The organism is Priestia sp. USM5, assembly GCF_058323215.1.
On the sequence record NZ_JBSGKN010000001.1, the window covers coordinates 2841605 to 2856208 of the forward strand.

15 protein-coding genes are annotated in these 14604 nt (G+C 38.1%); 1 reads left to right on the forward strand and 14 read right to left on the reverse strand.

The annotated features are described in order from the left end of the window. Positions 1-138: 138 nt before the first annotated feature. From ybaK to ACWATA_RS15275, 8 genes are all read right to left on the reverse strand, one after another. The gene (ybaK, locus tag ACWATA_RS15240; RefSeq protein WP_045289895.1) at positions 139-621 is read right to left on the reverse strand and encodes a Cys-tRNA(Pro) deacylase; all 483 of its coding nucleotides are present in this window, start codon (positions 619-621) and stop codon (positions 139-141) included. A gap of 294 nt (positions 622-915) precedes the next feature. Then, positions 916-1464: a hypothetical protein gene (locus tag ACWATA_RS15245; protein WP_154991450.1), complete on the reverse strand. Its 549-nt coding sequence runs from the start codon at positions 1462-1464 to the stop codon at positions 916-918. Positions 1465-1565: 101 nt separating this feature from the next. Next, complete coding sequence (locus ACWATA_RS15250; protein WP_154991451.1) at positions 1566-1940, reverse strand: hypothetical protein; 375 nt, start codon at positions 1938-1940, stop codon at positions 1566-1568. Between the two features lie 230 nt (positions 1941-2170). Further along, positions 2171-3160, reverse strand: coding sequence for an ABC transporter ATP-binding protein (locus ACWATA_RS15255; protein ID WP_098112787.1), 990 nt, complete (start codon positions 3158-3160; stop codon positions 2171-2173). After that, positions 3153-4151 carry an ABC transporter ATP-binding protein gene (locus tag ACWATA_RS15260; RefSeq protein WP_098626723.1) on the reverse strand — a complete coding sequence of 333 codons (999 nt, stop codon included), beginning with the start codon at positions 4149-4151 and terminating at the stop codon, positions 3153-3155. The genes ACWATA_RS15255 and ACWATA_RS15260 overlap by 8 nt, the downstream gene beginning before the upstream one ends. Continuing rightward, complete coding sequence (locus tag ACWATA_RS15265; protein WP_034264721.1) at positions 4148-5056, reverse strand: ABC transporter permease; 909 nt, start codon at positions 5054-5056, stop codon at positions 4148-4150. Before ACWATA_RS15265 ends, ACWATA_RS15260 begins: the two co-directional genes overlap by 4 nt. Positions 5057-5065: 9 nt before the next feature. After that, positions 5066-6019, reverse strand: a complete 954-nt coding sequence (locus tag ACWATA_RS15270; protein ID WP_028413754.1) for an ABC transporter permease — start codon at positions 6017-6019, stop codon at positions 5066-5068. Between the two features lie 59 nt (positions 6020-6078). Further along, the gene (locus tag ACWATA_RS15275) at positions 6079-7617 is read right to left on the reverse strand and encodes an ABC transporter substrate-binding protein (RefSeq protein ID WP_473049938.1); all 1539 of its coding nucleotides are present in this window, start codon (positions 7615-7617) and stop codon (positions 6079-6081) included. A gap of 291 nt (positions 7618-7908) precedes the next feature. On the opposite strand from ACWATA_RS15275, the gene ACWATA_RS15280 reads away from it, so the two are divergent. Further along, positions 7909-8655 (forward strand): gamma-glutamyl-gamma-aminobutyrate hydrolase family protein, encoded by a 747-nt coding sequence (locus ACWATA_RS15280; protein WP_108674599.1) that lies wholly within the window; start codon positions 7909-7911, stop codon positions 8653-8655. Between the two features lie 140 nt (positions 8656-8795). Here the strand turns inward: ACWATA_RS15280 and ppsA are convergent, their stop codons facing one another. From ppsA to ACWATA_RS15310, 6 genes are all read right to left on the reverse strand, one after another. Beyond that, the gene (ppsA, locus tag ACWATA_RS15285; RefSeq protein WP_473049940.1) at positions 8796-11402 is read right to left on the reverse strand and encodes a phosphoenolpyruvate synthase; all 2607 of its coding nucleotides are present in this window, start codon (positions 11400-11402) and stop codon (positions 8796-8798) included. Between the two features lie 369 nt (positions 11403-11771). After that, the gene (locus tag ACWATA_RS15290) at positions 11772-12155 is read right to left on the reverse strand and encodes a hypothetical protein (RefSeq protein WP_033578688.1); all 384 of its coding nucleotides are present in this window, start codon (positions 12153-12155) and stop codon (positions 11772-11774) included. Between the two features lie 349 nt (positions 12156-12504). Continuing rightward, complete coding sequence (locus tag ACWATA_RS15295) at positions 12505-12948, reverse strand: hypothetical protein (protein WP_063247207.1); 444 nt, start codon at positions 12946-12948, stop codon at positions 12505-12507. A gap of 289 nt (positions 12949-13237) precedes the next feature. Further along, positions 13238-13615, reverse strand: coding sequence for an SMI1/KNR4 family protein (locus tag ACWATA_RS15300; RefSeq protein WP_154991455.1), 378 nt, complete (start codon positions 13613-13615; stop codon positions 13238-13240). A 13-nt stretch (positions 13616-13628) separates the two neighbouring features. Continuing rightward, the gene (locus tag ACWATA_RS15305; protein ID WP_154991456.1) at positions 13629-14144 is read right to left on the reverse strand and encodes an SMI1/KNR4 family protein; all 516 of its coding nucleotides are present in this window, start codon (positions 14142-14144) and stop codon (positions 13629-13631) included. 120 nt (positions 14145-14264) lie between these two features. Further along, a complete protein-coding gene (locus ACWATA_RS15310; protein ID WP_098112796.1) occupies positions 14265-14597 on the reverse strand; it encodes a YolD-like family protein in 333 nt (110 codons plus the stop codon). Positions 14598-14604 lie beyond the last annotated feature (7 nt).

Sequence of the window (14604 nt, forward strand, 5' to 3'; positions counted from 1 at the left end):
AAAGTTTCCATATATTAACTATATAATATCATTTTTTCTGTCTTTTTACTTTTGTTTTTGTTATTCCAACAGTAATTAAACCAACTAAAAAAGCGAAACGCTTATGTCTAAGTGCGTTTCGCTCAAGGGAACTACATTTTAACTATCTTTTGTGATGTCTGCCGGACGTATACGAATTACTTTTGATAAGTCACTTAGTGGTAGCTGTATCTGATGACCTACACGCCCGCCTGAAAAGTAAATCGTTTCACAGTCTTCTGCCGTAGAGTCAATGAAGGTTGTGAACTGCTTTTTCATCCCGATAGGAGAACACCCTCCGTGAACATATCCTGTCAGAGGCAACAGCTCTCTTTGAGGAATCATTTCTAGGGATTTTTCACCAGCTGCTTTTGCCGCTTTCTTTAAATCAAGCTCCTTTTCAACCGGTACCATGAAGACATAATGTTCTTTTGATTTTCCAACGGTCACAAGTGTCTTGAAGACTTTAGCAAGATCCTCTCCGAGCGAAGTAGCTACCTGTACTCCACTCAGATTTTTAGTTTCATAAGAATAATAATTGTACTCAATTTTTTTCTGATCTAAAATTCGCATTACGTTCGTTTTGTCTGCTTTTTTACCCATAATTATCACCGATACCATCATAACACGTTTTGTTTTCATATCTCCATATATTAGGATAGGTAGGTTAAAAAGGGCCATTCATCTATCTTATCGTGATACAATCATTGGTCGTAAGGCACTAAACTTTTTTTAATATCACCCGCCCCTATGTCACAAAAATTTCTTTTCTAAAAGAAAACAAAGGCTTTATCTAAGGAATAACTTGTAGAATAAATGCCGTAATTAAATAGTTAGAGGCAACATAGACCTTCCTTCTTTAACACAAAAAACAAGTCAATAGGCAAAACTTCTTGTTTAATATGCATCATTAAGTAAATCAATAATTTCACCTGTCTTAGGATTTACTGAGTACCATCCATAGGTAGCTTCGTGTGCTTCGCTGTAAGGTGTATTAGGGTCGTCTTTTACATCTTCAAGATCGTGGATAACATAATTCCCATCCTCATCATCGTGGTCATAAACAACAATGTGTACCGGATCATTAATAGAATAACCTTGTTGTTTTCTAACTAACTCCTCCGCTTGTTCGTGAGTCAGTAATGTTTGCGTATCCTCGGCTGGTGCGTCTTCAGCAGCAGATTTTTCGCTACCTTGTGGATTTTGTTGTGAATCCTCAGCATCATCTGTTCTTTTTGCTTTTATCTGAGGTGTTTCCGACATACTTCCTTTTTGATATTTTCCATCATAGTAAACGCCTATTCCTCCACCAGAACTGGTACAGCTTGGCTGATAATCAACTTTTATATAACTTGTATAGTTAGTCATCGTAATCATACAACCACCGTCTATATCATCCGTTATTTGAGTAGCGACATTTCCTTTAATCTTTGCAGTTCCTTCCACATCCCCTGCACTCACAATTCCAGTACTAACATCTTCTGGGTTGTCAAAATGATTTGCGTTTAATTTGAACTTAAACGTGTCGCCTTTTAAATTAGTAATATCTATTCCAGCGGGGTCTGTATCAATATTTCTGCTCCACGTGCTACCCCAGTCAACTTGACTAGGCGCTGATTCAGTTTTATCTGCTGCTTGCGTAGAATCTTCTTTCTGTTTATCCCCTGGTTTTGAGGAGTCTTTCTCTTTTTCTGTGACTTTATTTGTTTTTTTATCCGACTCTTCTGTAGCATTGTCTTGAGGCTCTTTTTTCTTGATTGCTTCGTTACTTTCTTGATTGCTTCTACGTTTTTCTTTGTTGCGTTCTCCTTGGTTTCTTGAGTGCTTGTAGCGGCTTCCTTTTCATCTGAAAAACTACACCCGGTTAAGCTACCTACACATAACAGTAGTGAAATTCCCAAAACAAAAGATCCCTTTTTCATATAAAAACCCCTTTTTATGTATATTTATAGAACTATATTATCGTTAAAATATTCGTTTTTTATATAAAAATGAATCTAATATGCTAAATAATGACTTTTCACTACCCTTGGAACCCAATGTTTTCAAAGAAAAAAGCCACTAGATGTACTAGTGACTTTTTCATTTCTATTCATTCAATTATGCTGCTGCATCAATATGTTTGTTTTCTCTATCGCTACAGATTTTCACCTTAACTATATAGATGACATTTTACTTTATGCTTGCTATCAATCACTGTATCTTCAGGTGTTTCTTTCATGCAGCGGTCAAATGCGAACGGGCATCTTTTATGAAACGCACAGCCTGAAGGTGGATTAAGAGGAGAAGGAATTTCACCTTTAACCTCAATTTTTTCACGTTTTTCATGTTCGTTAATCGCTGGGACAGATGATAAAAGAAGTTTTGTGTAAGGATGACGAGGGTTTGAAAAAATCTCATCTGTTGGTCCTTCTTCTACTAATCTTCCTAAATACATCACGCCCACGCGGTCTGCAATATGTCTTACGACGCTTAAATCGTGGGAGATAAAGAGATATGAAAGCTTCATTTCTCTTTGCAAGCTGCGCAGTAAGTTTAAGATTTGGGCTTGAATGGATACGTCCAGCGCTGAAACCGGCTCATCACAAATGATGAGCTTTGGATTCAAAATCAATGAACGTGCAATGCCTATACGCTGGCGCTGACCGCCTGAAAATTCGTGCGGATAGCGGTTGTAATCTTCTTCGTTAAAACCAAGCTTTTTTAATAACTCAATGACAAGCTGCTTTCGCTCGCTTTTTGCGCCTACATTATGAATTGTTAATGTTTCTTGAATGGAAGCTCCAATCTTTTTCCTTGGGTTAAGGGAAGTATGCGGATCTTGGAAAATCATTTGCAAATCTTTACGAATGGTTCGTAAGCGTGATGCTTTGGATTCGAAAATACTTTCTCCATTAAACTGTGCTTCTCCGCCTGTTGGTTCTACTAATTTTAAAAGCGTGCGCCCTGCTGTACTCTTTCCGCAGCCAGATTCACCTACTAATCCGTACGTTTCGCCTTCATAAATGTCAAAGGATACATCTTGGACCGCTTTGATTTGTCCCTTCGCTTTTCCTAAAGCAGAACGAACCGGATAGTATTTTTGCAGGTTGCGAACTTCAAGCAAGGGCCTCACGCTTTGCTGCTTTGCTTCACTAGACATACGCAACCTCTCCTTCTTGAATTTTTTCATAGTGCCAGCATCGAACGCGATGCGTCTCATCGGCATGCTCTAAAACAGGCACTTCTTTATGGCATTTTTCCGTTGCAAACGGGCATCTTGGTGCAAAACGACAGCCATCTGGCACGTTTGAAAGCGGCGGAACGGTTCCGGGAATGGACGAAAGTTCTTGTGTTCTGTCGCCATCTAAGTGAGGAACCGACTTAATTAAGCCCATTGTATAAGGATGAAGCGGCTTTGAAAACAGCGTTTTAACGTCCGTTTCTTCCATCACTTGTCCTAGATACATCACGGCTACTTTTGTACAAATATTAGCGACAACGCCTAAGTCATGGGTGATGAACAGCACGCCCATGTTGAGCTTGTCTTTTAAATCCATCATAAGATCAAGGATTTGCGCTTGAATGGTTACGTCTAAAGCCGTTGTTGGCTCATCGGCAATAAGAAGCTTCGGCTCGCAGGCTAAAGCCATCGCAATCATAATGCGCTGCCTCATTCCTCCCGAGATTTCATGCGGATACTCTTTTGCTCGCTGCTCTGGAGACGGAATGCCAGTTAGTCTTAAAAGCTCTACGACTTTCTTTTGCGATTCTTTTTTAGAGACTTTTTGATGCAGACGAATCACTTCAGCAATTTGTTTTCCAATTGGCATAACGGGATTTAATGACGACATGGGATCCTGGAAAATCATTGAGATTTCGTTTCCTCTTAGCTTTTGAATTTGCTTTGAAGACATGTCTAATAAGTTTTTTCCTTCAAACAAAATCTTACCATCGTAGCTTGTTAGGTCTTCATCTAATAACTGAAGAATAGATTCGGACGTTACGCTTTTTCCAGATCCGGATTCACCGACAATGCCCAATACTTCTCCTTTATTTAATTGAAGAGATACATTGTCAACAGCCGTTACTTCTCCGCTATACGTTGTAAAAGTTACTTGTAAGTCTTCTAATTTTAAAAGGGCGTTACTCAACGTTTTTTCCTCCTTTTCTTCAGCATTACGTTTTTCGGATTTAACCAATCGCGCAGACCGTCACCAAATAAATTAAGGCCAAGTACAATTAAAATGATAAATACACCCGGAAACACGGTCATCCACCACGCGTTGTAAATCGCAAGCTTTCCGTCATACAGCATATTTCCTAAGCTTGGTGTTGGCGCAGGAATTCCGGCTCCTAAAAAGCTTAGCGAAGCCTCTGTTAAAATCGTCACGGCAAACACGTATGTTACTTGAACGATTAAAGGCGATAAGACGTTTGGTGCCATATGAAAACAAATGATTCGAAGTGAGCTTGCTCCTTGAGCTTTTAGCGCTTCAATAAATGTTTTTTCTTTTACAACAAGCGCAGCTGAACGAACAATTCTCGCAATCGAAGGAATAAATACAAGGCTCAGTGCGATAATAACATTGCTTGTTTTAGGTCCTAAAGCAGACATGATGGCAATTGCTAGTAAAATAGACGGGAAAGCAAACAAGCCGTCACAAATTCTCATTAAAATATAATCAAGAATTTTATAATAAGAAGATAAAAGTCCAACGATTAAACCAAGTACAGTAGCAATAATCGTTACTGCGGCTCCAATCATTAACGATATTCTGACGCCGTACATTGTCCGACTAAATACATCTCGCCCAAAGTTATCCGTTCCAAACCAGTGCGTGCTTGAAGGCGGTGCTAATCGATTTGCAGGGTCGATTTGTAAACTGCCAAAAGGAGAAATGAGCGGAGCAAAAACAGCAATCAAAATAGATAATAAAATAAGTATCGCTCCTCTTACTAGCAAACGATTTGAGAAGAAACGCGCTGCCGCTGGGTTTCTTTTTTTCTTTGAAGTTACTGAAATGGTCTCTGTATTTTGTTGTGCGTTCACATTCATCACCCTCCTTTAATCATGATAAGAATTGCGTACACGCGGATCGATCACGGCATACAGCAAATCAACAACTAAATTGATGACCACGTAAGCAACCGTAATTAAAAGTACAGCTCCTTGAATAAGCGCGTAATCTCGGCGTTCAATTGATGAAACAATCAGCTGACCTAATCCCGGGATGTTAAATAATGATTCTGTTACTGCCGCTCCGGTCACAAGTCCCGCAAATGATTCTCCGATAACTGTTAAAATCGGTAAAAAACTCACGCGCAGCGTATGCTTAAGCATAATTGTGCGTTCATTTAATCCTTTTGCTTTTGCCGTTTTAACAAAGTTTTCAGAAATGGTATCGAGTAAAGATGAACGCGTCATACGCGTAATTAATGCAGCTTGAATCGCTCCAAGCGTAATCGTTGGTAAAACTAAATACTTTAAGTATTCAAATAATCCGGCATTTAACGGAACGTATCCTGAAACAGGGAAAATTCGAAGCTGTACAGCAAAAAGCAAAATAAGGAATGAACCGAGAAGAAAGCTAGGAATAGAGATACCTAAAAGGCTGGCTCCCATAATGCTTTCATCACGAATCGTTCCTTTATGTTTAGCTGCATATATACCAAATAGTAAAGCAAACACCACGCCAAAAATTTGCGCAAGTATAGCTAGAGAAACCGTAGGACCTACGTTATCCCAAATTGCCCCGAGCACAGGTTTATTTAAAAAGTAGGAATAACCAAAATCTCCGTGAAAGATGTTAGATAGCCAGATAAAGTATTGATTGACAACAGGCTCATCCAATCCCATTTCTTTGCTTAGCGCTGCAATTTGTTCCGGACTTGCGCCTTGTCCTAAAATGATTGCTGCGGGACTCCCAGGCGTTAAGCGTGTAATTAAGAACACAACAATAGATACAATGAATAAAACAGGAATTAGTGCAAAAAGTCTCTTAAGTGTATAAGCTCCCATCGTAAACTCCTTTCTAAAACAGAGAGCATAAGCCCTCTGTTTACTAGAATAATAAGATATTATTTTGTTAAACTCATATTGTAGAAAATTGGACCTAAATTATACTCATAGCCTTTTGAATTGTTAGAAACGGCATTGATGTTCACTTTATGACCAATAAGTGTGAACGGAAGCTCGTCCCATACGTATTGCTGGATGGCATCAATGTCACCGCGAGCTTCTTTAACAGAAGGAGCAGCTTTAATTTTGTTTAAGTAGTCCATTGATTTTTCAACTGATGTACCTTTTGTCGTCCAGAATCCTTGGAAGATGGTAGAACGAGCATTCCAGTCAACAGGATAGATGTCCCATTGGTTTGTATCACTCATTTTATCGCTGAATGTCGCCCAGTCGTATACTTCTAATTTTACATTCATACCAATGTCTTTTAATTCTTGTTGAACCACAACAGCTGTATTGTATTGATCTTGGTAATCACGAGACGCCATTAAGCGAATTTCTTCTCCGTTATAACCAGATTTCTTCAAATATTCTTTTGCTTTTTTCTTATCATGCTGGTTATATTCTTCTTTTCCAGCTGTACTGTAGTAGTTTGGATACTCTTTGTTCACAATGGATGAAGAAAGCTTGTAATAATCTGAGCTTCCGTAAGAACTGTCTAAGATATCTTTTGAGTTAAGAGCTGCGTTAACTGCTTTTCGCGCATTGATGTCTTTAAAGACGCCTTTATCTGCGTTGTAGAAAAGTCCCATAAATCCGCCTGGTGATGTTTCTACTTTTGCATTTTGACTGCCTTCAACTTGTTTGGCATTATCGCTTGATACAGATAGCGCAACGTCAAATTGTCCGGTTGTAATACCAGAAATCCTAGTTGACTCATCGCTTACGAAACTAATCTTAATTTCATCAACGTGAGGAGTTTTCTTAACTTCGCGGCCTTTCGAAGAATAATCTTTAAATTTTTCTAATAAAAGATATTGATTTTTCTTCCACTCTTTTACTTTATATGGACCTGTTCCTATGTAGTCTTTGATCCCTTCATCAGATGCATTGTCAACGACTTCTTTTGGTAAAATAGCTGCTGCGGGGATTGGATCAGCTAATAAAGATAGCGTGTTAACATTTGGTGATGGTAAATGAAGCTCTACCGTATAATCACCGGCTTTTGTCATTTCAGCACCAGAGAAGTTTGTTTTCCCAAGGGATGATAGCTTAATCCAGCGGTTAATAGAAGCGACAACGTCATCTGCAGTCATTTCTTTACCGTTATGGAATTTAACCCCTTTTCTTAATTGGAACGTGTATGTTTTTTTATCATCGCTAATATCTACTTTAGACGCTAAGTCAGGCTTAGGATTTCCTTTGTCGTCTAAAATCATTAACCCTTCATAGATACTGCGCGTTGCATCTTTTACATCTGAGTCCCCAGTGATTTGAGCATCTAGCGTTGCTGGCTCACTTTGAGACGCGACGTTTAGCGTTCCGCCTTCTTTTCCTTCTTTTTCACTTGAAGTATTTTTACTTGCGTTACCACTGCACCCTGCTACCATGAGGACAATGGTTAAAAGAGAGATGAAAAGTAAATAAGTCCTTTTCACTAAAATCACTCCTATTTCCTTGTATAAAATTTTAATCCGACTATAATAAGAAGAATAGTAGGAATGTGAACAATTGTAGCACTACCTTCTACCTTTGGCAATTAGTATTTTTGACACACAGAGGCTATTATACCATTTTCTATTAAATAAATATGGTATATATGTATAATAGTTGAATAAAAGAACCATTTATTTCTTATAAAGCAAGCGATTGAAAACACTTTATCAACGCAGTAAAAAAGAAAAAACATCTTAAGAAATGGTAATTTAACAAAAAAGGAGAAAACAACAGTGGGATTTTTAATTGGTATATCAGGAAGCATTATTGTGGATCAAGGAGGACGCTTTCCAGGCTATAAGCGAGCGTATGTGAATAACGACTATATCGAATCAACAGCGCTAAGCGGCGGAGTTCCTTTTATCTTGCCAGTACTAGAAGATGAAGAAATGATTAAAGCGCAGGCAGAAAGTATAGACGGGTTGATTTTATCAGGTGGACAAGACGTCAATCCCCTTTTATACGGTGAAGAACCGACAACCAAAACAGGTTCACCTTTTTTAGCACGAGATCAGTCTGAACATCTATTGTTAAAGCATGTGATTGATCAAGGAAAGCCCGTATTAGCGATTTGCCGCGGTTTACAAATTTTAAACGTTGCTTACGGCGGCACGCTTTATCAAGACATGTCAGACATTAAAGAGTCATTTATCAAACATGATCAATACAACAATACAAGCGACCCTTCTCATTCCATCATGATTAAAGACGGAACACGCCTACATGACCTTTACGGTAATCAAGCTCTTATTAATTCATTTCACCATCAAGCGATTAAAGACGTAGCGTCAGGCTTTGAAGTTTCCGCATGGGCAAAAGACGGAGTCATTGAAGCCATTGAAAAACAAGGAAATCAATTTGTAGTCGGCGTCCAGTGGCATCCAGAAATGATGGCAAAAGAACATAATTCAATGCTGAACTTGTTTAAGCTGTTTATGGAGCATGTGCAGCAGACAGCTACGAAAAAAGTCAGCATTTGACGTTTCAATCTACTTTGTTACCAATATAAAAAAGGCAGGCCATTGTGGCCTGCCTTTTTGTATGAACTGAAGATGCGCAAAGAAATCTAGACAAATCTTCATCTATTAATTAGATAAAATAGTGCAAGTATTTTTGGCTTTTACAGTATTTCAATATACCCTTCTGTTCCATGTACGCGAATTCGCTGACCGTCTTTTATTAGCCGAGTAGCATTCTCTACTCCGACAACCGCTGGCAATCCGTATTCGCGTGCAATGACTGCGCCATGAGTCATCAGTCCCCCAACTTCCGTAACAAGCCCCTTTATTCCTACGAATAACGGGGTCCAGCTAGGGTCGGTAAAGGAAGTGACTAATATATCTCCATCTGATAGATTAGTTTTTTCTATGTTTAAAATGACGCGCGCGCGCCCTTCTATCACTCCGGAAGAAACCGGTAAACCTACAATTGCTTGGGGCGGGAGGTTTTCTCGTTTGTACGCACCTGTAATAATTTCACCTTGAGACGTGATCACACGCGGAGGCGTTAGCTTTTCATATAATTTGTACTCTTCTTTTCGCTTGCTGATGATTTGATGATCAAGCTTATATGTGCGCACGACTTCTTGAAGTTCCTCAAACGTCAAATAGTATATATCTTCTGATTCATCAATAACGCCGGCTTTTACAAGCTGCTCGGCTTCTTTCAGCAGAGCCTGCTTATAAACAAAATAGCGATTAACCATCCCGTATTTAGGATATTCACGATAACCGATAGAATTCCGGAGGAGATTAATTCTTTCTTTTGTTTCTTTTGCTTTTTGTTCGCCATTGGGCAATTGCTTTAATCTACTTAATAGCTCTTTCTCTTTTTTTAAGGCTTCCTGCAAACCTTTTTCAAATTTTTGTTTGCTGGCGCTAGCCTCAAAGTTTTTAATATTACCAAGAATCACAGGGATAAGTGCAGCTGGCTTTTCGCCCCACCGAGTTTTCGTAACATCGATTTCGCCGGGACATCGCATTCCGTATTTGCTGAGATAATCATAGATAGCGTCTCGGGTTTCCTGTCCGCCTTCTAACTTAACCAGGTTCTCCAAAAAGTTATCATCTTTTACATGTTTTAAATAATGAATGACTTCTGGATAAGGGCGAATTACATCTGCGACATCCAATAGCGCCAGACCCATTTCTGAAGTAATATTGTTTGGGACGGATTGAGAAAGCGCGTCTGCTGCGTTTTTTTCACCTAACCATGTCTCCATTTTTTCATTAATCCATGATGAAGCATCCATAGCGGCCATAAACACAGCTGTACTTTGTGGATCAAATAAATTCTTCTTTAATGTCCCGATATCTTCTGAAATAAAATCGACTAATTCCGACCCTGACTTCGTTTGGATGGTTTGTTTTAGCTCTTTTATTGATGCTTGATTCTTCTTGATCAAGTCAAAAACGATCGTAAAGTCGTTTTCGATTTGTACCTTAGGTTTCGTAGGCGGCACGCTTTTATTGCTTTTACCGGAACTTTGATCATTAGATAAAAATTTTATGAAATCTCCTCGCTCTATTATGCTTGTAAGTGCGTCTTTCATGAGCGGATCATGCTGTCCCATGGCACCTAACATCATTTTTCTGCTGTCAGGTGAAGCCAGCATAGGGGTGACATCAACAAACAACCTTCCACCGGCTGTACGCATCGGTGCATTAGTCGTTAACAGAAAAAAAGACAATCCCAGTGGTTTCATGGCATCGGTCATCATTTGTTGGTGTCCAACAGATACATACACGTGATTTTCTTGATCAGCTGCTTCAGGAATTGGATATAAAGTAGTGATTGGGCGACTTTGGACAATGTAAAATGTATCATCAGCCAAGCACCATTCAATATCTTGAGGACAATCAAAATAAGCTTCAAGCTGTCTTCCAACGCGTTCTAATTGTAAAATTTGAGAGTCAGTGAGCGCTTGCGTTTTTTGCAGATCAAAATGAACTTCCTTGGTTTCTGTTCCACCTTCTTTTAATCCGTAGATAGCTACCTTTTTAGCTGCTATTTTTTTATCGACGATTTCTCCTTCTTGTACTTTATAGCAATCGGCAGATACCAAACCAGACACCAGCGCTTCTCCAAGTCCAAAGCCTGCATCAATGGATAACAGCTTTCGGTTAGAAGTAATTGGGTCAGCGGTAAATAAAATACCTGAAGCCTGTGGGAAAACCATTCGTTGAACAATAACCGATGCGTGCACTTGACTATGGTCAAATCCATTTTTTATCCGGTAGGTTACCGCGCGATTTGTAAACAGGGAAGCCCAGCATTTGCTAATGTGCTCAAGGATGGCTTCTTTGCCTCTGATATTTAAATAGGTGTCATGCTGACCAGCAAAAGAAGCATGTGGCAGATCTTCAGCTGTCGCACTTGAACGAACTGCATAAGCATGCTCTTCCCCAAACTGAGAGAGAGAATGAATAACTGCTTTTACAACGTCAGAAGGAATTTTTATTTCCATAATGGTTTGGCGAATTTTTTCGCTGATTTCACCAATTTGATCTCGATCATCAGCATTTAGCATCGTCAGCTGGTTCAGTAACGCTTGAAATGTTTCATTTTGTTCAAGAGCTTTTTGATACCCGGCCGCTGTCACACAAAATCCTTCCGGTACTTGTATTCCTTGAATTTTTGATAACGCGCCTAAATTTAAAGCTTTTCCTCCAACAAGTGAAAGCTGTGTATCTTTTATTTCTTGAAAGCTAAGAACTAAAGAGTTCATTCAACATCTCTCCTAACCGGTAATGTTTTATTGATTTTACCAGCAGTAAATGAGAATAAACAGTCTATATCGGCATTTTTTTATGTGGTATAATTAAAGTAGGAAGAGAAATACATACCTTTTTGTTTGCGGTTACATATTTAAAAGTTGTAATAAATAGCTTACCTAATTGATTCGTATCCTGTTTAAAGCAGGTAAGTATATGCCTAATAACGCTTCTATTCTTCCCTCCTCGTTTGACTGCAAGAGAATTTTTTTCAATGTTTTTAATCGCTTTATCTTCTCATACAGAATGAATTTCTTTTTACCCCTTCTTTCAGCTAGTCATCTGAAGAGTCTGGCCCATCAAATGACTAACTCTCTTTTTTGCTATTTTGAAACCATAGCGTTACGAATGTATCTCTTCGCTCGCTTTCTAGCAACTGTATAAACAATCATCTGCAGTACAAGCGCCGCAAGGCTTATGAGTACGATTTGCTCAACCGAAGTAACAGGCGAAAAGTATTTTTCCCATTTTGGATCAGGAAGTCTTAACGCGTTATAAAAATATGAAGTACTAAAAGAAACGATATTTCCTAAAATAAGTGACAAATCTGCTCTAATCAGCCCGCTTAGATAAGATAGTACGACTGTAACCATGGCCATGATTATATAGTTTATTTTTGAATCATCTTCAAAATCTTTTCGTATAGATAGATAAACATATGGAATGCAATAAATGGTAAAAATTATAAAAGGAAGTATTCTTCTCATATAGCAATCTCTCCAATATTTAGGATTCGACATAGTTCTCTATTATTATAAATGAACGAAGAGAATTTTTTCCAGTTTTTTGTGCACAGCGAGTGTAGAAATACCCATATGTATCATGATTGTTTGTAAAATCATTTCTTAAGGCAAAGTAAAAAGCACTCTTGTGAGTGCTTTTTTACAGCATATTTATTTAAGCAGCACATGTGTTTATTCAACTATTCTTTGTTTACTAAAGAATAGTGCGTCTTTGTATACTACCTCTTTTACTCTTGACTGTAGCTTTTTTTCTATCCCTGCTTTAGCATTTTCAAAACATACTTTAAAGCGGTAGTTAAAATATAAAAGCACGTTAACTCGGTTCTTCAGCAAGTACCCAAGGGACTTCTATCTCAAAATTCAGTTGAAGTACGGGTCTGGCAAATCCACCAGGGACAAATTCCAAATTTTTAGAAAAGCCAATATGTAAATTATTACTTATTTGGATTGCATCATCTGAATTTATAATTTCAAGAGGCGTTTGAAGAGATACCTTACCTACAAGATGATAACAGCCAATATAGAAGTGTAGCCCATTTTCTTGAGGATCAAAATGTGATAAGTGATTACATTGAGAAGGATTAATACCTAGTTGGTAAAAAAGCTGAAGCTCTATCTCTGATCTTGACTTCATAGCTTCATAGAAGTTTAGACAATATAGACAATCGCACAAATCCCACTTCTTCAAATACTGTTTTTTTGTTTCTTCAACATCAATTTCTAAAATCCAATTATTAATCTTTATAGTTTGATACATAGTCTTCACTTCCCATACTTAGGCTATTTAGAAGTTACCTTCAGCTGCAGAATTCTTTAGCTTAATTTATAAGCTGATTAGAAAGATAAATTATAACGAATTAGCAAAAGCATCTAATAATTCTTCACTTTTATCTTCTGAAATCAATTCCTACCATTAGTCTCTTCCTCTCTCTACATTCTTTCTAAGTTTAATAGATGCTAAAAAAGAGGACAGCTAGGTAGATATTAAACTACTATCTGTCCTCTTCTGACCGTACTCTTATCAAAATCTTTTAACGAAGCCATAATTAAGTAACATTTTCTACAAACTCTTCTAGAGAATCATACATTTCTAAAGCGTCCCATTCACCCATACCATGTTCAGCTGTAAAAACTGGATAATCTTCATTCGCTATATCAATAAAAAGCGGGTCACCGCCGATTTCTTCATCATACCCTATGACAAACCAGCTTTCTTGCCAATCTCCTTCTTGATTCCCTATAAGGGAATTGGCTTCTAGATCTTCTCTATAGCCTAATTGTCCATCTAAAAACTCGCTTTTAAGATAGATATAATAAGGAGTAGAAAGAATTTCTCCCACTTCATCTTCAAATTCTACTTTCACCGACGTACCTGGAAGTGCTTTAAGAATTTTATAGATTTTCTCTATATCCGGCTTTATCATTTGCTTCTCCCCTTTAATGATCTGTATGATTTATCGTGGCCATTACCCATTCTTCTAAGCTATCTGCTATTACTTCGCGCTGTTCCCAATCGTGCCAAAAGGTGATAATTTGGCCGACTTTTCCTCCTTCAGCCGGATCCAAGTCTATACAAATATCATCTCCTCCCCCATTCGTGGCAATCGAAATCCAACGCGGGTTCCACCACAATTCTTTTTTCACTGGTCCAACAGGTTCTACTTCTGGAAAATCTTCAAATTCTCCTCCGTCTAAAAGCTCTTTTAAGGTTTGCCACGTATACAGAATCTCCTCTAGAGGTAATAGAGTATAATTTTCAATAACTCCTATATACTCATCGCTCTGTCCATTATGTATCATTAACCAGTCTTTAAGGTTTTGGGGGAAGGTTAGTCCCATCTTTTGTTCAACCGCTGCAATTTCTGATTCAGCAGCTGCTTCGTTAAGTGTTCCTACTGCTTCTGGCCGATTTATTCTCAACCACTGTTCAAATTCATGCCAAACCTGCTTCATTTTAAAGGCCTCCTTATATAACATTACTAAATGAATCTATGAAAATGATCCTGTACTTTTTAAGCTTATACTAATTATGTATGGGAATCTTATGTAAATAAACTGTTTTATTACTTTCTACTACATGAAACGAACATCAATTAGCTCGCTTAACCTCATTTTATTCGCCTGGTTACCCCCCTCATCTATAAAAACAAATAATCCTCCTAGAGAATCAACAAACTGAATAACTCCTGTTTCTGTTATACACTGCCCATGCTTGTAATACGTCAGGTACACTTTTTTATGTGTATGAAGCGCTTCAATCAAAGTGAAATTAATCTGTTCCATTTGATCTTCTGTTAAAAAAGGTTGTGGTATTTCTGCTTGTTTTTTTATAATTTCCTGTAATCCTTTGTATTGCTCTGGCATAGTGGCGAACGGTCGCCATTTTTTCATTCCTCTGTTCTGCATAGCAGCT